A 20,784-nucleotide genomic window follows, 5' to 3' on the forward strand; every position below is an offset into this window, starting at 1 on the left:
TCTTTTCTAAGAATTTTTATTTATTACTTCTTTAGCTAAACTTAAATAGTTTATTGCACCTTTACTACTAGCATCAAAATTTATAATGCTTTCACCAAAACTTGGCGCTTCACTTAAACGTACGTTTCTCTGTATAATTGTTTTAAAAACCATATCGTTAAAATGTTTTTGAACTTCTTCTACCACTTGGTTTGAAAGTCTTAATCGCGAATCGTACATGGTTAATAAAAGGCCTTCAATATCTAAATCTGGGTTGTGTATTTTTTGAACGCTTTTAACAGTGTTTAATAGTTTCCCTAAACCTTCAAGTGCAAAATATTCACACTGAATAGGAATAATTACGGCATCGGCCGCTGTTAAGGCATTAAGTGTTAAAAGACCTAAAGATGGTGCACAATCTATAATTATATAATCGTAATCGTCTTTAACTTCTGCCAAAGCAAGCTTCAACATATATTCTCTATTGTCTTTGTCTACAAGTTCAATTTCAATTGCAACTAAATCGATGTGAGACGCTATAATATCTAAATTTGGTGTCTCTGTTTTAAGAATTGCTTCTTTTGCTGTATTTGTATGTTCTAATAATTGATAAGTTCCAATTTCTACCGTTTCAATATCTATACCTAATCCGGAAGAAGCATTGGCTTGAGGGTCAGCATCAATTAGCAATACTTTTTTTTCAAGCACCCCTAAAGAGGCAGCTAAATTAATAGAAGTCGTTGTTTTTCCTACTCCTCCTTTTTGATTTGCAATTGCAATGATCTTGCCCATTAATGATTTAGTTTTATAAGGTGTAAAAATACAACTATTTATGACTTTTAAAAATGTAACTTGTTAACAAATGTTAAGCCTAGTTTCTTTTTGGCTTTGGTTTGCTTTACTGTTGATTTCCAGTACGAAAGAAATCCTAAAAGGCTATTAGAATATAAAGTGAATTGGATGTATAAATATTATGAACTAAATGCTAGAAAATCCTTAATCCTAATAACTTCAAATTAAGTGAATTTTATTTTTTATTCATATGGTATAATCACCTATAAAACCTATCGCTTTTTTAAATAAATTAGGAATAGGTGAGTTTTCTTATTTTGCTTATATATAATGGTTTACCTTTAAAAATAACATAAAATTTATTATGGTGTCAGAAACTGATAATTATCATTTTTTATTATAAAAACTAACTTTAAATTTGATCTATATAAAAGATAAAAAGGTCTTTTATGAGTTTAAAACTAATTTGTTAAAACCAAGGATATGAAAATAAAACAAAATGCTCTAAGAAAAGTCTTCAATTTGAGGCACTCATTGATTGCATTAGCTTGTGTCGCTCTAGCATCTTGTGCTGATAAAAGTAAATCTGAACAAAAAAACGCAGAAGATATTACAGTAAGTCAAGAAATGATAGCCGAGTTAACCGCCCCGCCATTTGTGCCTACGCCCATTGGTTCTCGAAAAGCGAAAAAGCTTATAGTGGATATGGAAATTCTTGAGCAAGAAGGTGAAATGACTAATGGCGTTAAGTATGTGTATTGGACTTTTGGAGGTTCGGTGCCAGGAAGTTTTATTAGAACGCGAGTTGGAGATGAAATAGAATTTCATTTAAAGAATCATCCAGATAATAAATTACCACACAACATCGATTTACATGCTGTAAATGGTCCGGGTGGAGGAGCAGAATCATCTTTTGTAGCACCAGGACATGAAAAAGTATTTTCATTTAAAGTTTTAAATCCAGGATTATTTGTTTACCACTGTGCAACAGCACCTGTAGGAATGCATATTGCAAATGGAATGTACGGACTTATTTTAGTGGAACCGGAAGGTGGTTTACCTCCAGTAGATAAGGAATATTATATGATGCAAGGAGATTTTTATACCAAAGGCGCTCATGGCGATCGTGGTTTACAACCTTTCGATATGCAAAAAGCAATTGATGAAAAAGCCGACTATGTTGTGTTTAATGGTAAAGTTGGTGCCTTAACAGGAGATAATGCAATTACTGCAAATGTTGGAGAAACGGTTAGATTGTTTGTAGGAAATGGCGGTCCAAACTTGGTGTCATCTTTTCACGTAATTGGAGAAATTTTCGATCGTGTTCATGTTGAAGGTGGAGATCTTATTAACGAAAATGTGCAAACTACATTAATTCCATCGGGTGGTGCAGCTATAGTTGAATTTAAAGTTGATGTTCCTGGAACATTCATTATGGTGGATCATTCTATTTTTAGAGCTTTTAATAAAGGGGCTTTAGGTATGCTTAAAGTTGAAGGAGAAGAAAATAAAACCATTTACTCTGGAGAATTAAGAGATGACATTTACTTGCCTGAAGGTGGAGGAATCCAAACTATGCCAGATACTGGTGAAATTGCAGAAAGCGATATTCCTGCACAGTCTCTAGACGAACAACTAGAATTTGGTAAACAGACATATATGCAAACATGTTTTGCATGTCACCAAGCAGAAGGTCAAGGTATACCAAGCGCATTTCCTCCTTTAGCAAATTCAGATTATTTAAATGCAGATGTAGATCGTGCTATTGGTGTTGTTTTACATGGTTTAACAGGAGAAATAACAGTAAATGGAGAGCAATATAATAGTGTAATGACAAGACAGACTTTATCGCCTAGCGAAATTGCAAACGTATTAACCTACGTGTATAATAGCTGGGGAAACTCTAAAAAAGTGGTGACTCCTGAAATGGTTCTTAAAGTAAGAAATCAGAAATAATTAAAACTAAAACTATGCTACAAAAAACATATTTAGTGTTTTGTATGGCATTGCTTACGCAAATACTTTTTGCGCAAACAACTGAAGATATGGTTACGATTAAAGGGGGAAGTTACATTCCCCTTTATGGTCGTGATTCTACACTTGTAAAAGTTAGTGATTTTTTAATGGATAAGTTACCGGTTACAAATGAGCAGTATGTTGCTTTTGTAAAGGAGTATCCAGAATGGCAAAAATCTAAAGCTAAAAAACTATTTATTGATGGTACATATTTAAGAAATTGGAAAAATGATACCATGTTAAACGATACCGAAAAGCCTAAAAGTCCCATTACTTATGTGTCTTGGTTCGCCGCAAGTAATTATTGCAAATGTCAAGGGAAACGATTGCCTACGGTTGATGAATGGGAATATGTTGCCATGTCTGACGAAGAACTTGCCGATGCTCGTGTAAAGGAAACTTATAATCAAAAGATATTATCTTGGTATGAAGCTCCACGAACAAACACCTATGAAGTTGGTCGAAATTCTGAAAATTATTGGGGTGTTAAAGATTTACACGGATTGGTTTGGGAATGGACTTCAGATTTTAATTCCATTTTAATTACTGGAGAATCTAGAAAAGATGTCGATAAAGATTCCAATTTATTTTGCGGAAGTGCTGCCATTGGTGCAACCGATTTAATGAATTATGCTGCATTTATGCGCTATGCTTTTAGAGGAAGTATCTCTGCACGTTATAGTATTAAAAATTTAGGTTTCAGATGCGTTAAAGATGTGCCTCTACCTTAAAATATATGATTATGAAAAAAGCAATTTTAGTCTTTACTCTTATTTTATTAGGATTTGTGTCTTGTAAAAAAGGTACTAATACTACTGAAACAGAAAATAAAACTCAGCAAATGGAAAAATCTGATGAAATCTCAGACATGTCTATTTACAATTTGCCTTCAACTTGGACGAATCAGAATGGTGAAGATATTCAGTTAAAAGATTTAAAAGGAGATGTTTTAGTCATGGTAATGATTTATACTACTTGTAAAGCGGCTTGTCCAAGGTTGGTTGCCGATATGCGTAATATTGAAAAGCGTTTACCTGAAAATACTAAAGGAAAAGTAAAAATGATTTTTGTAAGTATCGATCCTGAAACAGATACACCAGCACGTTTAAAAGGGTTTGCAAAAGAAAATTTTATGGACGAAGAACCATGGGTATTCTTACGATCTTCCGAAGAAAATACAAGAGAATTTGCTGCAGTTTTAGCGGTGAAATATAAAGAAATTACGCCAATGGATTTCTCACATTCAAACATAATTAGTGTGTTTAATGAAGCTGGGGAATTGGTGTTTCAACAAGAAGGTTTGGGTGTAAACTCAGACGAAACCATTGAGAATATTGAGAAAGCAGTGAATGAAATGTAACGTCTAAAATCTCGAATAGTAACTCTATTTAAAACTTACGTTTAGTGTTTAAGCACCAATTTGAAACTATATATGTTTTGTTGGTGCTTTTTGTGTTTTATTTGTCAAAATACGTTAGAGCTTTATGTGAGACCCTGAACTAAATTCAGGGAGACGGTAAGCTAAAAAGTGAGTCATGCTGAATTTATTTCAGCATCTCATTATTGTTATCATCAAAAGATTGTAAGTGATAAATGTGCTATGCTTAGTGTAAATTAGAACTATAGGAAATCATGACTTTTAATACTGAAAATTCAAACTACTTCCAAAATTCGTCATCAATTTTATCAGGAATGTTTGGTTCGTAATGAATAGTTTCAATATGCGCCATTTCTTCAGGAGTTGCTATGTTCTGAATTTCAGGAAATAAAACACGCTCTTCAAAACGTATGTGCTTTTCTAAAACATCGGCGATTTGATTCAAATTTTCATCTAAATTGTCGGTATTTTCTATCAAATCTTTTATTTGCTTGTGTTCATCAATAGCCTGTATTCTTAAGAGGTTGTCTTCCGCTAAAAGCGAAAAGATATGAGCTTCTTCCATTTCAAAATGAGGGATTAAATGAGCCGTATAAAACCAATCTGTATAGGTTTTAATACGGTTAGCCTCAACATTTTTCTTAAATCCTGTTCTAATTTTCCAGGACAATAATAATCCATGATGATGATCTCTGCTAAGAGGTTGTAAAGATTTATGTCGTTTTAATGGTTTCTTTTCTGTCATAATAGTTTGTTTTTGATTGTAATATGCTAATAAAGATAAGAGTTATGCCTAAGACTAAAAAGGAACTCAATATAAATAATAAAAGGTAATAATTAGGAATTAAACCAATGCCAAACACAAAGCGTATCCCTTGAAAGAAAAGCATAAATTCGGTGCCTAAAAATCCTAAAATAAAGCTATAGACTCCATATTTGAAAAGGGATGCCGTATAGGTTGTTTTCGATTGAATGATATACGCAAATAGGAATCCAGTTACAACACCTAGCATCGTTAAATGAATAAATCCAATCACGAAATTATGATTTTGTTTAGCGATTAGGGCTATGTACGGAAAAAGTGATGCACTTTGGAATATAATTTTTATAGTAAAAGAAATCAGTGCAAAAATATATAGATATTTAGCGTCTTTGGTAACGGAATTGAGATGTGTTTTAATAGCAGATTTAGACATTTTAATAAACATAATGAAACACGCAATCTGGCATAGAATACCAAATCCATTTATCCAATTTAAAATTGGAGTAGGAGCGAACCAACTTACAGGTAAGGCTAAAGTACACACTGTAGATAATACCAATGTAAGATGAAAATGCTTAAATAATGAATTGTCTTTTAAATTGAAAAAATGAAAAAACAACCCCAAGAGTCCAATTAAAAACCAGCCATTAAACTGAAAGTGTAAAAAGAACTGAATTGCGATTTGATAAAATGCAGATGCCTGTCCTAAAAGGCCAACGGCTGGTCCTAGACACCAAACACCAATAGTCGAAATTAGCATGAAGATTAGTGCGGTTTTCAAAAGTATTCTAGTTGGTTTAGAGTCTATATTTTGATGTTTAAAAACAAGATATACAAAGTAATAACTGCAAAAAATATGAAGGGTAGAAAATGATATAGAAAATGCGGCATAACCTTGTATAGGAAAACTAATCATCATACCAACCACAGCAAATTCAGTAAGCCAAAATAAGCGATTGAAAACTTTTTGTTTCTCAGAAACAAAGTAATTCACTATAAAAACATATAGCATTAAATATACCCAACCCAACATGGCGACATGCGAATGTGCATGCATTAAATTTCGGTAGTTAAAATCTATGGGCGATACAAAAGCAAAACGCATAGTAAGCCCCATTAATGCGGCAACAAGGAAATTAAAAAGACAAACAAGAATCAGTTTTTTTGAAATCATTTTTACATAAAATAGAAATTCCGAAACATTATAAAATTAGTGTTCCGGAATTTAAATTATTTAATCGGATTTTTAACAAAACTCACTTTCCAATTTTTCGGCAGCAGGGAACAGTATGTTGTTTTCTAAATGAATATGCAGATGTAAATCTTGTTCAAATTCTTTTAGCATTGCATAAGTTACCTTGTACGTATTACACCCATCGGCAGGTGGTGTGTATCCATCTGTAATGGCTGCTATTTGTCTAAAACGTACACCTTCATTATCATGTTCTTGCATCATCATGGCAATCGGGTTTTTAACAGTGCCAAATCCTGGAGCTTCAATTGGGGTGTTAGTCGATTTTGCTTTTAATAAACGTTTAACGAAAGGGAATAAAATAATTTCTTCTTTCTTTAAATGTTGCGCTAATTCGCCGGCAGATGCTGTGAATAATTCATTTACCTCGAATAATTCTGGATGTCTCTCTCCATGAACGTTGCATAACTTATCTAAAAATTGTTTGATGATAGGTGATTTTTCTTCCACATATCGATGATGTTTTTTCTCGATATAATCAATTAACAAATCTAATGGCCAAGATTTATAATCTATAGATTGATCTGTTTTAGAATTGATAACATGCTCTAAACTGTCTACTAATTCACTCGTTAAAATGCCGTTTTTCTCGCAAACTTCTTCTAACGATCTGTTTCCTCTGCAGCAAAAATCGATTCCATATTTAGTAAAAACTGCGGCAGTTCTAAAATCTTCAGCAACAAATGTTCCTACGTGTTTTTGTGTTATAGTGTCCATAATATTATGTATTAATTGTTTTTTGTTATTTTATTTTTTAGTGTTAAGTCGAATACAAACCAGCATATAGAAACAATTCCTACAGCGAAGATGACGTCTCCTATGGTTCTCATCCATTTTAATGTAATCATTGTGGGGTCTTGCATTAATTCCGAAGAACGGGCATACCACATACCGTGTTCAATACTTTCAATAGCTTGCCAGATTCCCATTGGAAGTAAGCTTAATAGTGCCATTCCTAAAAGGCCAAAGTTTAACGACCAAAATGCGGTTTTTAAAAGTTTGTTGTTCCACTGTACATTTCTGTATAAGCTTCGCAATACAAACAGCATCAATCCGATTCCTAACATACCATATACTCCGAATAATGCAGTGTGTGCATGTAAAGCCGTAGTGTTTAATCCTTGAATATAGTATAATGCAATTGGCGGATTAATAATGAAACCAAAAATTCCAGCACCTAAGAAATTCCAGAATGCAACGGCAATCATAAAGTATATTGGCCATTTGTAATCTTCAATCCATTTGGTGGCTTTAGATAGTTTATAATTATGATAAGCTTCGTATCCGATTAACGTTAATGGTACAACTTCAAGTGCACTAAACGTTGCTCCTAATGCCATAATTGCTTTTGGTGTTCCAGAGAAATATAAGTGGTGAAATGTTCCTAAAATACCACCAGACATAAACACAATAGTTGCTATTAAAACATTTAAAGTTGCTGTTTTTGTTTTTAATAATCCCAGTCTAACAAATAGGAATGCTATTACTACAGTGGCAAAAACTTCAAAGAATCCTTCAACCCATAAGTGTACAACCCACCATCTCCAATATTCTGCAATGGCAAGATTTGTATGTTGTCCCCACATTAATCCAGAAGCATAAAACAGAGCAATAGCTGTACAAGAAATTAAGAACATGATAATAAGATTCTTCTCTTCAGTTTTACGTTTTAGTACAGGAAGTAACGGTCTTACCATTAATGCTAACCATAATACAAGTCCAATAAAAAGGAATATTTGCCAGAAACGACCTAAGTCTACATATTCGTAACCTTGATGGCCGAACCAGAAATTTTCTAAATAGTTTAATTTTTGCATCACACCAAACCATTGTCCAATCATAGATCCCAATACAATAATTAAAAGGGCAAAGAATAAGAAGTTTACACCAAATTTTTGGAACTTAGGATCTTTACCTGAAACTGCTGGAGCAATGTATAAACCCGTTGCTAACCATGCTGTGGCGATCCAGAAAATAGCCAATTGGGTATGCCAAGTTCGTGTTACAGAATATGGTAATATTTGGTCTAATGCAAAGCCGTAGAATCCGTCACCTTCAACACCATAGTGTGCGGTAACTATTCCTAATAACATTTGTAGAACCATTAATAAAGTCACAACCCAAAAGTATTTTTTAATAAGGTGCATACTTGGTGTCATCCCTTGTTTAAGTAATGGATCTTCAGCAGGAACAGGCATATCTTCGTCTACACCAGATTTTACATGATAGAACACAAGAACACCAATACATAGAATAAGTAGAATAATACTAACACCAGACCAAACCATTAAATCCATTGTTGGTACGTTTCCAACAAGATCGTCTGCAGGCCAGTTGTGTGTGTAAGATACGTTACTGTCGGGACGTTCTGTAACCGTTGCCCATGTTGCCCAAAAGAAAAAGGCATTCATTTTTTGCATTTTCGCATCATCCTTAACTGTGTTTTTCGGAATGGCGTAATCTGCTCTTAATTTGTCAAAAGATGGGTCGTTTGTAAATAATCCTTTATAATAATTACTTAAATAACGAATCGCTTCTACACGATTTTGACTAATGGTAATTGTATTTGTTGCAGCATTAAAGGTGTTTTTTCTAACATCGTTTTGTAATCTTATTTTTAAAGCAGCTTGTTGCTCGTCGGATATGTCATCATAAGGTTTTCCAAAGTCCTTTTCAGCATAAATATTTAGAATATAAACGGCTTCTCTGTGTAACCAATCTGCGGTCCAATCTGGTGCTACATAAGCTCCGTGTCCCCAAATAGAACCTAATTCTTGTCCGCCAATACTTTGCCAAATATTTTGTCCGTCTTGAATATCTGCCTCAGTAAAAATGGTTTCTCCGGTATCGGAAACCACTGTATTAGGTATAGGAGGAGATTGTTGATAAATTTCAAAGCCATAGTAACCCAGTACGCTAAAGGAGCAGATAACAACTGCGGCAAATAATATCCATAGTTTTTTTTCTTTGTTCATAATGATAATAATATAGAGGTTGTTTAATTGATTTTAATTCAGACAAAATTGTCTTTTTTATTTGCAAATTTTTTTTATCGTTTTAAAAAGGTTTCCCCTAATTTGATATCTAAAGCTAAAGATTCTAAATCTGTAGATTCTAACATATATCTTAATTCGTCTCTTACCGACTTAAATTTTTCGTGCATAGGGCAGGGTCTATTCTCATCACATTCATGTAAACCTAATCCGCAACCTTTATAAATATTGTCTCCATCAATAGCATCAACAATATCAGATAACTTTATAGTTTTAATATCCTTTTTATTGATTTCAAAACCACCATGTGCACCTTTAATTGAATTAACAACATTATGTTTTGCTAAGGCTTGTAAAATTTTAGCGGTAAAGGCTTCGGGTGAATTTATTTCTTTAGCTATTTCTTTAGGACTAACGCGACGTTCTTCTAGGGAACTTAACGCAATAAAAATAGAAGCTCTAATACCGTACTCACATGCTTTTGAAAACATAAATTATTAATTAAGGTGTAAATATATATATTAATTTTAATTAAGACAAATTTATCCGAATTAAATTAAACTATCATTTTAAAAGGTTAATTTGTTAGTCGTCAGTCTGATAATTAATCAAGTTGTAATTTATAAAGATATATAATTAAGATAGATACAGATATGATTTACATCAGTTTTCTTTTTTGATGTCTATTTTAATTAAAGGAGGGTACAAATTAAGTGGAAGTGTGTTTTTTCCTTTAATGAAGAGTCTTCTGGATTTAGCTTGCGATACCTTTTAAAAAGTGATGTATTTAGATAATGCTGAAGAAATAATTTCACTAAGTTTTGTGTACCTATAATTAAAGCTAATATCTATTTGCTGAATTTAATATTGAGCCATATTTCCAATAAAAATTAAAATATAAAATTTATTTACATAAATAATAAAATTTTTTAATAGGTAACTTGATTTTGAAAACAGAGTAGAATTAAGTTTTAATAATATGATAATCAGTTGTATGAAAAAATAAAAACGCGACTAAGTTAGACGCGTTTTTAAAGGTGTTTTATTTTATTTTAAAATTTTTATCCAAATTACGGGTTTCAGTAAAATATAAATATTTAAGCTCCTTACCTTTGAATAGCTATTAGTTGAAGTAGTTCTTACTACTTAATTAAGAAGAGGCTGTTTGGGAGGGCAGCCTCTTTACTTTTTTAATAAAGTATTGAATTTATTTTAAAGCTTTCAATGCAGTAATAATATCTGCAGGTTCTGCTCTTTTACGGTAATCGACATCTAAAAAAGCATATGTAATTTTACCATCTGGGTTAATTACGTAAGTTGCAGCTAAAGGTAATTTATCACTTTCATCTCCATTAGATCCATGTAAATCGAATCCTTTTTGATAACGATCTGCAACAGCTTCTGTAAGTTTGTAAATAATACCATAATCTTGTCCAACAATATTTCCAACATCACTTAAAACTTCAAATTTAAGTTCGTTTTTCTCAGTTGTATCCATAGATTTGTCTGGTAATTCAGGAGTTAAGGCTAACAAATTGGCACCTTCAGCTTGAAAATTACTTAATTCTTGTTGTAATCTGTGTAACGTTAAATTACAATAAGGACACCAACCACCACGATACCATGTTAATACTACAGGTCCTTTTTTTAGATATTCGTTTAAAGATACGTCTTTACCAACTGCATTTTTAAGTGTGAAATTAGGAGCTTTGTCTCCAATATGTTTTGCATTTTTAATTATGCCGCTTTCTTCAACAGCTTTTAAGCCTTCAGCATAATCTTTCTTTTTGTCTTCTGGAGCTTCGGTGTTAAAATCATCTTTTTTAGCGTCTAATACACTTATTAAAGAGGGGTTTTTTTTCTTTTTCCATAATTATTTCTGTTGAGGTTTTAGGTCGTTGAACTATTATTTTTTGTTGATTTTACTTGCAACCAAATACTGTGACTACAGCGAATAAAGAACGTGATGTCGTACTAAATTTGATATAGAAAAGTTTGATTTCTGATTGGTGTTTTTATTTAGGTCGTAAGGAACAAAAAGACTTAACAATTTGGATTAAATTAAATTCAAAAATTAATAGCATTTGTTAACGTGTAAACTTTCTTAAACAATTTAGCTCAGAAATGAGTTGTTCAAAGTTTTTGAATTTTTCAGAAATAAAAAAAAGAGATATTTAATTTTTTGAAAAAAAAAAGGAGGTTTAAAATATAATTTTAAACCTCCTTTTTGATATCGATATATTATTCGCTAATTTGAATCTAATCGTGTGATTTTTGCTCCAATAGCGCGTAAACGTTCGTCTATGTTTTCGTAACCTCTATCTATTTGTTCAATATTATGAATTGTAGATGTTCCTTTCGCAGATAATGCAGCGATTAAAAGAGAAACACCAGCTCGAATATCTGGCGAGGTCATGGTTGTTGCTTTTAAACTCGATTTAAAATCGTGACCGATAACAGTTGCACGATGCGGATCGCAAAGGATAATTTTTGCTCCCATATCGATTAATTTATCGACAAAGAATAATCGGCTTTCAAACATTTTCTGATGTATAAGTACGCTTCCTCTTGCTTGTGTTGCTACAACTAAAATAATACTTAACAAGTCTGGTGTAAATCCAGGCCACGGTGCATCGGAAATTGTAAGTATAGAACCGTCAATAAAACTCTGAATTTCATAACCATCAGTATGTGCTGGAATATGAATATCGTCGCCTTGTCGTTCTACAGTTATACCTAGTTTTCTAAATACATTTGGTATTTGTCCAAGATCGTCCCAACTTACATTTTTAATTGTAAGTTCACTTTTTGTCATTGCAGCTAAACCAATCCAACTTCCAATTTCAATCATATCTGGAAGCATGCGGTGTTCTGTTCCTCCTAAAATATCAACACCATCTATAATTAACATGTTAGAACCTATGCCGCTAATTTTTGCGCCCATACGGTTTAACATCTTACACAGCTGTTGTAAATAAGGTTCGCAAGCAGCATTATAGATTGTAGTTCTTCCTTCGGCTAAAACAGCAGCCATTACAATATTTGCTGTTCCGGTAACCGAAGCTTCATCAAGAAGCATGTAAGTTCCTTTTAGTTTTTTAGCTTCAACACCATAAAAGTGATCTTCTTTATTATATCTAAAATCGGCTCCTAAATTTATAAACCCTTCAAAATGCGTATCTAATCTTCGACGACCAATTTTATCTCCACCAGGTTTAGGAATATATCCTTTTCCGAAGCGAGCTAATAGTGGACCAACAATCATTATAGAGCCACGAAGACCTTTTCCATCCTCTTTAAAGGCTTCAGATTCTAAATATTTTAGATTAACCTCGTCTGCTTTAAAAGTATATGATCCTTTTTCAAGTTTGTTCACTTTTACACCTAGTTTGCGTAATAGATCTATAAGTTTATTAACATCAACAATATCGGGGATGTTGTTAATGGTAATTTCTTCAGCAGTTAAAAGTACTGCACATAAAATTTGTAAAGCTTCGTTTTTTGCGCCTTGTGGTTGGATGCTACCTTGTAATTGGTGTTGTCCTTCAATAATAAATGTTGCCATAGCTATTTAGTAGCGTTTTCTATTACGGTTAGAATTTGTATTTGTATTCGTGTTTTTCTTGTAGGTCTTCTTTGTATTCGTAGTCGTGCTGTATTTCTTTTTAGTCCGTAATAAACTTGTAGAATCAGAAAGATCTTCGTCTGCATTCTTTAAATTGATTTGACCATCAGACAATTCATATAAATGATTAAAAATCACATTATCGTCTACAGTATCTTTATTCCAATTTAAAAAGCATTTTTTCATGTGATTTGCAATAGAGTAGATAAGTGCATCTTTAAGATCGCCTTCTTCCCATGTATTTGCAACATCGATCATGGTCTTAATATTGTTTCCGTAAAAACGATATTTTGGAAAATTTTGAGGATAAGGTAAATTGTCAGGTCTTTTTTCTAACAACTCTTTATCAGGAATACCATAAGGGGAATCTACATCCAATTCAAAACTAGCAATTATAAAAAGCTGATCCCAAAGTTTATGTTGAAAATCTGGAACGTCGCGTAAATGCGGTTGTAAATTTCCCATAACAGCAATAATGGCGTGTGCCTCTTTATTTCTGTCGTCTCTATCTTCTATAGTTTTGGCATGATTAACCATTTTTTGAAGATGTCTTCCATACTCTGGAATAATCAAATGTTCACGCTCGGTGTTATATTCTATGTTATCTATCAAAATATTCTGTGTAGTATTAAAAATGTGCACGAAGTAATTATGCCCTCGCAAAATACAAAAAAATATTAAAGACTGATAACGCCTTCCACATTTTCTGTAACTTCTTTATATTTTTCGATAACAGCTTCTGGATCCTTCATTTTAGCATTGATGGATATACTTGTGTATTTTCCGTTTTTTGAAGGCTGTGTTTTTATTACAGCGCCTAAATTGTTAAATGCCCCTTCAATTTCGGCTATTTTTTTTGGATCGGATTTTACTATAAATTTGTATAAATATTCTGCAGGCCAAACTGCAGTATCGTATAATTGTGTTTTTAATTTATCGTAAAATTCTGTTTGATCTTGTGGTGTACTCATAATTATTTTTTAGTTTGCTAAGATACTATTTCATTAGCATTTTTTATTTCTGATTAAAATCACGAATTTTACAACCAAAACCTTGCCAAATTGAATACGAAGAAAATTGTCATAACAGGAGGTCCCGGAACAGGAAAATCATCTATTATTCATGAACTACAAAAAAAAGGGTACTCATGTTTAGAAGAAATATCCAGACAGGTAACCTTAAAAGCTAGAGAAGACGGGGAAGAACAGATGTTTTTAACGCAGCCGTTATTATTTAGCGAGCGCCTTTTGCAAGGACGAGAATCTCAGTTTCATGAAGCAAACACAATTGTAAAACCTTATGTTTTTATAGATCGTGGTGTGCCCGACGTTTTGGCATACATGGATTTTATTGGAGATGTTTACCCAAATACGTTTAAAGATGTATGTAAATCTTTAGAATACGACCATATTTTTATTTTAAAACCTTGGAAAGAAATTTATAAAAGCGATGCTGTGCGTTACGAAAATTTTGAACAAGCGATAGAAATTCACGAATGTTTAGTAAAAACTTACGAAGGTTTTAATTACACTTTAATTGATGTCCCTTTTGATACTGTAGAAAATAGAGCCGATTATATTTTAAATGAAATAAGAGGGCTGTAATGCAGCATCCTTTAAAAATACTAGAGCAGTATTGGAATTTTACAGAATTTCGTCCGTTTCAAGAAGAAGCTATTCAAGCTGCGATTGATGGGGAAGATGTTTTTGTATTGATGCCAACTGGAGGAGGAAAATCGATGTGTTTTCAAATTCCTGCTTTAGCACAAGATGGTATTTGCATCGTCATTTCACCACTTGTTGCACTTATGAAAAATCAAGTGCAGGTATTACAAGATAAAGGTATAAAAGCGATGGCGCTTACTAGCGGCCTTTCATATAGTCAGTTAGATACCATGTTGGATAACTGTATTTACGGGAAGTATAAATTCTTATATATTTCTCCAGAACGTCTTCAGCAAGAATTGGTTCAAGAACGGATTAGACAAATGAATGTCAACATAATTGCCATAGACGAAGCACATTGTATTTCGCAATGGGGAAACGATTTTAGACCCGCTTATAAAAATATTACAATACTTCGCGAATTGCATCCTACAGTAAATTGTATGGCATTAACGGCTTCTGCAACACCTTTAGTTGTAGATGATATTGTTTCGGAACTTGATTTTATTAAGCCTAAAATTTTTAAACAATCTTTTTATAGACCGAATTTGGCTTATATGATGTTTCATGAAGATGACAAATATTACCGTATTGAGTCTATTCTGAAAAAATATAAATCATCGTCTATTATATATGTCCGTAGCAGAAAACTGACTTTAGATATTGCAAATTTTTTAGAATCGAAAGGCATAAAAGCATCATCTTTTCATGGCGGATTAAGTAATCATGAAAAAGACGAACGCTTAAACGATTGGTTGGCTAACAAAATGCAGGTTATGGTGGCCACGAATGCTTTTGGGATGGGAATCGATAAACCTGATGTTAAAACCGTTATTCATTTAAATTTACCAGATAGTCTAGAAAGTTATTTCCAAGAGGCTGGGCGAGGCGGAAGAAATGGGGAAAAAGCTTTTGCCGTAATTCTGAAAAATAAAAGTGACGATGTATTGGTGAAAAATCAGTTTTTAGATGTTTTACCAAGTATCGATTTTATAAAACAAGTGTATAGAAAACTCTCTAATTATTGTCAGATTTCTTATGGAGAAGGTGCTTTAACCACTCACGATTTTAATTTTAACGAGTTTTGTAAGGCATATAAATTTAATGGCGTTTTGGCGTTTAATGCACTTCAAATTTTAGATAGAACGAGTATTATAACTTTAACTAAGCAATTTCAGAATAAAACTTTAGTTCAATTCGTTATTTCCAATGCCTCTTTATTTCATTATCTAGATACCCACTCCGAATTACAACTCATTGTAAAATCGTTATTAAGAACATACGGCGGTATTTTTGAACATGCTACAAAAATAAATGCAACCTTAGTTTCAGAAAAAGCATCTATTCAAGAACATGTGCTTATGCGTGCTTTAAATACTTTAGAAAAAGATGAAATTATCGTCTTACAGCAAACTAAAACAGATGCTCAAGTGACGTTTATAGAACCTCGTGAAGACGATAAAACTATAAATAGAATTGCTAATATTATTGAACAACAAAATAATTTAAAACAGAAGCAAGTACAAAGTGTACTAGAGTATGTAAATAACGATACGGTTTGTAAAAACATTCAGTTACTGACTTATTTTGGCGAAAAAGATTTAAAACCTTGTGGTATATGCTCTGTTTGTATAGGAGCTGTGAAAGCTGTTAAACCGACAGATTTTACGTCTATAAGAAAACAAGTGATTACTCATTTAGAGCATGGCCATTTATCATCAAGAGCATTAGCTTCAGCAATAAACTGCACAGAAGCCGATGTTTTAACTGTCTTGAAATTATTGTTAGAGCATCACATAATTGCACTAACAAAAACAAATACTTATAAATTATACCATACTTAAACATGTGTTTTAAGTTGATATGATTTCAAAATAAATAAAAAATGAAAACATTAAATATTGTATTCATGGGAACTCCAGATTTTGCAGTTTCCACATTAAAGACTTTAGTCGAAAATCAATATAATATAGTAGGAGTTATTACGGCTCCAGATAAACCCGCAGGTCGTGGACGAAAATTAAATGAAAGTGCGGTGAAACAATATGCCGTATCTCAAAATTTAAACGTTTTACAACCTACCAATTTAAAAAATGAAGCATTTTTAACCGAATTAAAAGCTTTAAATGCAAATTTAAATATTGTTGTCGCTTTTAGAATGTTACCTAAAGTGGTATGGAATATGCCAGAATTGGGAACTTTTAATTTACACGCTTCATTATTGCCAAACTACCGTGGAGCAGCTCCAATTAATTGGGCTATTATTAATGGAGATACAAAAACAGGAGTGTCTACATTTTTTATTGATGAAGAAATCGATACTGGTGAAATGATTCAGCAGGAAGAAATTGCTATTGATGCGAATGAAAATGCGGGACAGTTACATGATAAATTAATGGCTTTAGGTAGCGAGCTTGTTTTAAAAACAGTTAAGCAGATTGAGGCTGAAGACGTGAAAACTACGCCGCAAATAGAAAATGCCGATTTAAAAACAGCCTATAAATTAAACAGAGATAATTGTAAGATAGATTGGACGGCATCAATTCAAGATATTCATAATAAAATACGAGGCTTAAGTCCATATCCAGCAGGGTGGTGTATTTTACAAAATGGAGATGAGCCATTAGATATAAAAATTTACGAAGCTACAATGGAACTTGAATCTCATAATTTCGAAATTGGTTCTATTCAGAATACAAAAAAAGAGATTAAAGTTGCAGTCGAAAAAGGTTTTATAAATATTCATTATATGAAACTTCCTGGAAAGCGAAATATGCAAGCAAAAGACTTGTTAAACGGATATGAATTTAAAATGGGTTCAAAAATGCTGTAAACCCTTATTATAGCTCGTTTTAGCAAAAATTCGATGAAATACATATTCGTTATTAACAAATATGTAAAGTTATTAACAAATACATGGATTTCCCTTGCCATTACTTGCATGGTTGGCTAATCCGTATAAATTTGTATTGATTTAAAAGTTTAACCGACGATTTATTAATAATTAAATTTAAAATTATGAACAAAACAGATTTAATCGATGCAATGGCAGAACATGCAGGAATATCTAAAGCAGCTGCAAAAAAAGCATTAGAAAGTGCACTTACTGAAATAGGTGGAGCATTAAAAGAAGGTAAAAGAGTATCTTTAGTAGGATTTGGTTCTTTTTCAGTTTCTGAAAGAGCAGCTAGAGAAGGAAGAAACCCACAAACAGGAAAAACTATTCAAATTGCAGCAAAAAAGGTTGTAAAGTTTAAAGCTGGATCTGAATTATCAGGTGCTGTAAACTAATTAGTTACTCCATTCATATTATTTAAAGCCTTCTATTTATAGAAGGCTTTTTTATTATATTTTCATCAAATATTGGATTTTAACAAAAATAATATTAGATTTAGTTATAAATTCCTATGAAATATGATTACAATAAAACCAAAAAAAGGTAATTTGTTAATCGCAGAGCCATCAATTATAGGTGATGTATCTTTTAATCGGTCTATAGTTTTGTTGGCAGATTATACAGATGATGGTTCTATAGGTTTTATTTTAAATAAACCTTTAGATTATACAATTAACGACCTAATCCCAGAAATTGATGCAAACTTTAAAGTTTACAATGGTGGGCCAGTAGAGCAGGATAATCTGTACTTTATTCATAAAGTTCCAGATTTAATTCCTGATAGTATTGAAATTTCCCTAGGTATTTTCTGGGGAGGCGATTTTAATGTTGTTGCAGAACTTATTGCGAATAACCGTATTAAAGAAAAAGATATAAGATTCTTTTTAGGGTATTCGGGATGGGATAGCGACCAATTAGACGAAGAATTAAGTGTTAATTCTTGGGTAGTTACAGAAAATGTCTACCAAAAAGATATCATTGAAAAAGATTATGAATCGTTTTGGAAAGAGAAAATGCTAGAATTTGGTGGCGAATATAGTATTTGGTCTAATGCACCGGAAAACCCGAGTTACAATTAACTCAACCTCATTTTTACATTTAATTTTTGAATAAGTGATTTTGAAACATGGCTTGTGAAATTCTTCTTGCGGTATTTAGAAACCGGCTGAATTCCAACAATTGTATTACTTATAAAAATTTCGTCTGCTTTTTGAAGTTCAAATGCAGAAATTGATTCTTCTATAAGCTCGTATTCTGGAATAGCTTTTATGATTTCAATAAGCTGTTTACGCATGATGCCTTTTAGACAACCATCGCTTAAAGGAGCTGTTTTAATAAGATTTCCTTTAATTACAAAAACATTGCCATTTAAGGCTTCTACTACATTTTTATTGGTATTAAGTATCAAACAATTATTTAAATTATTTTCCTTGGCGTAGATGCTCCCAACAACGTTAAGCACCTTGTTATTTGTTTTTAATGTAGATAATAAACTAGGAGAGATGTAAAAATCTTTAAATAAATCGACTTCGTAAACTTGGTCTGAAATGATGTAGAAATCGTCTTGTAAAGGCTTGGTATCAATTATAAAAGTCACATCGTTTGTTTCTGGTAAATATAATCCCCCTTCATTTCTAAACACTGTAAGCTTTACTCTTGCAGAAGCATCGGTTAAACTATTAGCTTCTAAAGTGTTTTTAATTTTAGATTCAAGAAATTCCATATTAAAATGCATCGGAATTTCCATTCGTAAAATGCGCATAGAAGCCATTAATCTGAAATAATGATCTTCCCAAAAAAGTATTTTCCCGTAAGATGTTTTTATCGTTTCAAATAGGGCATCACCATATGCAAAACCTCTATTGTTAGCATTTAAAACTGTGTTGTTATCTTGAATAGTACCGTTAAAATTAATCATAAAAAAAAAGCCCGAATAGTTTCGGGCAAATATACTTTAAAATATATAGAAATCGATTATGCAGAGCCTAAGACATGCTTTAAATCTGAAATTTGATTTTCCCAAAGCATTTTAGTTTCTTCAATTTCATCTTCTTCAGAAAAGTCTATAACAATAAGAGAAACATCCTTAGTAATTTCATCTACTTGAATACGCAGTTCAAAATAATACGGCGCATCTTCGTCGTGTAACCATTTGAACTTGATACGTTCACCACTTTTTTTACTTAATAATTTAGCTTGTTCTTCAGCTCCATCCCAAATAAATTTATAAAGTTCACCTCTAGAATTTACGTTGTCGGCAAACCATTCAGATAATCCAGATGGTGTAGAAATATATTGGTAAAGTAACGTTGGGGATGCGTGTATTGGGAATTCAAGTTCAAATTTTATTTTATCTTCCATGTGTTCATTCAAAAAATTATTGGCTCAATATATACATTAATTAGATACTTTCTAGATAAAATAAATAAAAAATAAATTTTGTAAAAAAAGATTTGCATAGACTAAAAAAGTTGTTATATTTGCAGCCTCAAAATATGGCGAGGTAGCTCAGTTGGTTAGAGCGTTGGATTCATAACCCAGAGGTCACGAGTTCAAATCTCGTTCTCGCTACTAGTAGGCAAAGGGCTTTCAGGAAACTGAAGGCCTTTTTTTTTGAAGGGGTACAGAATAGGTACAGAATGATCTTTTGTTTTAGTTTTTTTTCAATTACCTACATATGCAGGTATACAGTGTTTTAGAGTGGTTTTTAGCACCTCTTTAAAGTCAAGAAAATACTTTTAAATAACCTTCGTTTTTAATAATAAAGTAAGAATTTACTTCAATTTTTGTCAAATCTTCGATTTTAAGGCCTTAAAAAAAATAGTTAAATCTGAATTAATTGACGTCCATTTTTAATTTTTATGTATAGTTATTCAATAATAATTGAATTGTTCTTTAGAGATTTATTGTTGTATTCTATATTTTATGACATTCTTTTTAAAAAATAGAAATAGTAATTGGTTTATTTCATGTGCCATAATATTTCTAATAAGATATTCCTGTTTAGGGTTGTAAAAATTTTCACTTATTATGATAAATTGTTTTTAAACTTTGTTGAGTTTATAATTTTGAAAATCAAGTTTGCATAATCTACATGTTTTGTTTTAAGGTGTTTTGGCTATGAAATTTCCTGCTTTGAGTTGTTTGAAAATACTAAATAATAGAAAATTCTGAATCAAGAATTAGATCGATAAATTCATTAATTTCTCCTTTGGTCTCCAATTTGAAACCTGTTTTATTATTCATTATACTCAAATTCCCTTCTGATTTTGACGAACGGAATTTTTCAGGATGATAAACAAGGGATCAAGCACAAAAGTTGTGTGTGTGAATTGAAATAAGATCGCGATTTTTGTAAAAAAAACTCAAATTGGATAATTACCTAGAATTACTAAAACTCATACTTCCTGAGTTTCTCGTCAATCA

20 protein-coding genes and 1 tRNA gene are annotated in these 20,784 nt (G+C 32.1%); 9 read left to right on the top strand and 12 right to left on the bottom strand.

The window, feature by feature from the left end; all coding sequences use genetic code 11:
- Window positions 1–6 precede the first annotated feature (6 nt).
- On the bottom strand, window positions 7–771 hold the full coding sequence (locus tag R6X41_RS17775; RefSeq protein ID WP_318501703.1) for a ParA family protein: 765 nt from the start codon (window positions 769–771) through the stop codon (window positions 7–9).
- A gap of 483 nt (window positions 772–1,254) precedes the next feature.
- On the opposite strand from R6X41_RS17775, the gene nirK reads away from it, so the two are divergent.
- From nirK to R6X41_RS17790, 3 genes are read left to right on the top strand one after another with little or no spacing between them, the layout of a single operon-like run.
- Window positions 1,255–2,727: a copper-containing nitrite reductase gene (gene nirK / locus R6X41_RS17780; protein ID WP_318501704.1), complete on the top strand. Its 1,473-nt coding sequence runs from the start codon at window positions 1,255–1,257 to the stop codon at window positions 2,725–2,727.
- A 14-nt stretch (window positions 2,728–2,741) separates the two neighbouring features.
- Window positions 2,742–3,518, top strand: a complete 777-nt coding sequence (locus R6X41_RS17785) for a formylglycine-generating enzyme family protein (protein ID WP_318501705.1) — start codon at window positions 2,742–2,744, stop codon at window positions 3,516–3,518.
- A gap of 11 nt (window positions 3,519–3,529) precedes the next feature.
- A complete protein-coding gene (locus R6X41_RS17790; protein ID WP_318501706.1) occupies window positions 3,530–4,147 on the top strand; it encodes an SCO family protein in 618 nt (205 codons plus the stop codon).
- A gap of 298 nt (window positions 4,148–4,445) precedes the next feature.
- On the opposite strand, the gene R6X41_RS17795 is transcribed toward R6X41_RS17790, so the two are convergent.
- The 9 genes from R6X41_RS17795 to R6X41_RS17835 form a co-directional block, all read right to left on the bottom strand.
- The gene (locus R6X41_RS17795; RefSeq protein WP_318501707.1) at window positions 4,446–4,910 is read right to left on the bottom strand and encodes a hemerythrin domain-containing protein; all 465 of its coding nucleotides are present in this window, start codon (window positions 4,908–4,910) and stop codon (window positions 4,446–4,448) included.
- Entirely contained in the window at window positions 4,879–6,102 is a 1,224-nt protein-coding gene (locus R6X41_RS17800) for a hypothetical protein (RefSeq protein WP_318501708.1), read from the bottom strand. Before R6X41_RS17800 ends, R6X41_RS17795 begins: the two co-directional genes overlap by 32 nt.
- A gap of 72 nt (window positions 6,103–6,174) precedes the next feature.
- Window positions 6,175–6,897, bottom strand: coding sequence for an iron-sulfur cluster repair di-iron protein (gene ric, locus R6X41_RS17805; protein ID WP_318501709.1), 723 nt, complete (start codon window positions 6,895–6,897; stop codon window positions 6,175–6,177).
- Between the two features lie 11 nt (window positions 6,898–6,908).
- A complete protein-coding gene (locus R6X41_RS17810; protein ID WP_318501710.1) occupies window positions 6,909–9,155 on the bottom strand; it encodes a nitric-oxide reductase large subunit in 2,247 nt (748 codons plus the stop codon).
- A gap of 74 nt (window positions 9,156–9,229) precedes the next feature.
- A complete protein-coding gene (locus R6X41_RS17815; RefSeq protein ID WP_318501711.1) occupies window positions 9,230–9,664 on the bottom strand; it encodes an RrF2 family transcriptional regulator in 435 nt (144 codons plus the stop codon).
- Window positions 9,665–10,380: 716 nt separating this feature from the next.
- Window positions 10,381–11,016 carry a peroxiredoxin-like family protein gene (locus R6X41_RS17820; protein ID WP_318501722.1) on the bottom strand — a complete coding sequence of 212 codons (636 nt, stop codon included), beginning with the start codon at window positions 11,014–11,016 and terminating at the stop codon, window positions 10,381–10,383.
- Between the two features lie 405 nt (window positions 11,017–11,421).
- Window positions 11,422–12,738 carry a UDP-N-acetylglucosamine 1-carboxyvinyltransferase gene (gene murA / locus R6X41_RS17825; protein WP_318501712.1) on the bottom strand — a complete coding sequence of 439 codons (1,317 nt, stop codon included), beginning with the start codon at window positions 12,736–12,738 and terminating at the stop codon, window positions 11,422–11,424.
- A gap of 6 nt (window positions 12,739–12,744) precedes the next feature.
- The gene (locus R6X41_RS17830) at window positions 12,745–13,410 is read right to left on the bottom strand and encodes a DUF4290 domain-containing protein (protein ID WP_318501713.1); all 666 of its coding nucleotides are present in this window, start codon (window positions 13,408–13,410) and stop codon (window positions 12,745–12,747) included.
- Between the two features lie 65 nt (window positions 13,411–13,475).
- Window positions 13,476–13,769 (bottom strand): DUF493 family protein, encoded by a 294-nt coding sequence (locus R6X41_RS17835; RefSeq protein WP_318501714.1) that lies wholly within the window; start codon window positions 13,767–13,769, stop codon window positions 13,476–13,478.
- 90 nt (window positions 13,770–13,859) lie between these two features.
- Between R6X41_RS17835 and R6X41_RS17840 the strand changes: the two genes are divergently transcribed.
- The 5 genes from R6X41_RS17840 to R6X41_RS17860 all read left to right on the top strand — a co-directional run bounded on the left by R6X41_RS17840 (window position 13,860) and on the right by R6X41_RS17860 (window position 18,437).
- Window positions 13,860–14,402 (top strand): AAA family ATPase, encoded by a 543-nt coding sequence (locus tag R6X41_RS17840; protein WP_318501715.1) that lies wholly within the window; start codon window positions 13,860–13,862, stop codon window positions 14,400–14,402.
- Window positions 14,402–16,306: a RecQ family ATP-dependent DNA helicase gene (locus R6X41_RS17845; RefSeq protein WP_318501716.1), complete on the top strand. Its 1,905-nt coding sequence runs from the start codon at window positions 14,402–14,404 to the stop codon at window positions 16,304–16,306. Before R6X41_RS17840 ends, R6X41_RS17845 begins: the two co-directional genes overlap by 1 nt.
- Window positions 16,307–16,347: 41 nt before the next feature.
- The gene (fmt, locus tag R6X41_RS17850) at window positions 16,348–17,295 is read left to right on the top strand and encodes a methionyl-tRNA formyltransferase (protein WP_318501717.1); all 948 of its coding nucleotides are present in this window, start codon (window positions 16,348–16,350) and stop codon (window positions 17,293–17,295) included.
- 185 nt (window positions 17,296–17,480) lie between these two features.
- On the top strand, window positions 17,481–17,753 hold the full coding sequence (locus R6X41_RS17855; protein ID WP_318501718.1) for an HU family DNA-binding protein: 273 nt from the start codon (window positions 17,481–17,483) through the stop codon (window positions 17,751–17,753).
- A 123-nt stretch (window positions 17,754–17,876) separates the two neighbouring features.
- Window positions 17,877–18,437 carry a YqgE/AlgH family protein gene (locus R6X41_RS17860; RefSeq protein WP_318501719.1) on the top strand — a complete coding sequence of 187 codons (561 nt, stop codon included), beginning with the start codon at window positions 17,877–17,879 and terminating at the stop codon, window positions 18,435–18,437.
- Here the strand turns inward: R6X41_RS17860 and R6X41_RS17865 are convergent.
- The gene (locus R6X41_RS17865) at window positions 18,434–19,276 is read right to left on the bottom strand and encodes an aminotransferase class IV (RefSeq protein ID WP_318501720.1); all 843 of its coding nucleotides are present in this window, start codon (window positions 19,274–19,276) and stop codon (window positions 18,434–18,436) included. The two genes, R6X41_RS17860 and R6X41_RS17865, sit on opposite strands and share 4 nt — an antisense overlap.
- Window positions 19,277–19,332: 56 nt before the next feature.
- A complete protein-coding gene (locus tag R6X41_RS17870; protein ID WP_318501721.1) occupies window positions 19,333–19,719 on the bottom strand; it encodes an START-like domain-containing protein in 387 nt (128 codons plus the stop codon).
- Between the two features lie 136 nt (window positions 19,720–19,855).
- On the opposite strand from R6X41_RS17870, the gene R6X41_RS17875 reads away from it, so the two are divergent.
- Window positions 19,856–19,929 (top strand) — tRNA-Met (locus R6X41_RS17875).
- The last annotated feature ends 855 nt before the right edge of the window (window positions 19,930–20,784 follow it).

The sequence above is a fragment of the Formosa sejongensis genome, assembly GCF_033447105.1.
Taxonomy (GTDB): domain Bacteria; phylum Bacteroidota; class Bacteroidia; order Flavobacteriales; family Flavobacteriaceae; genus Formosa.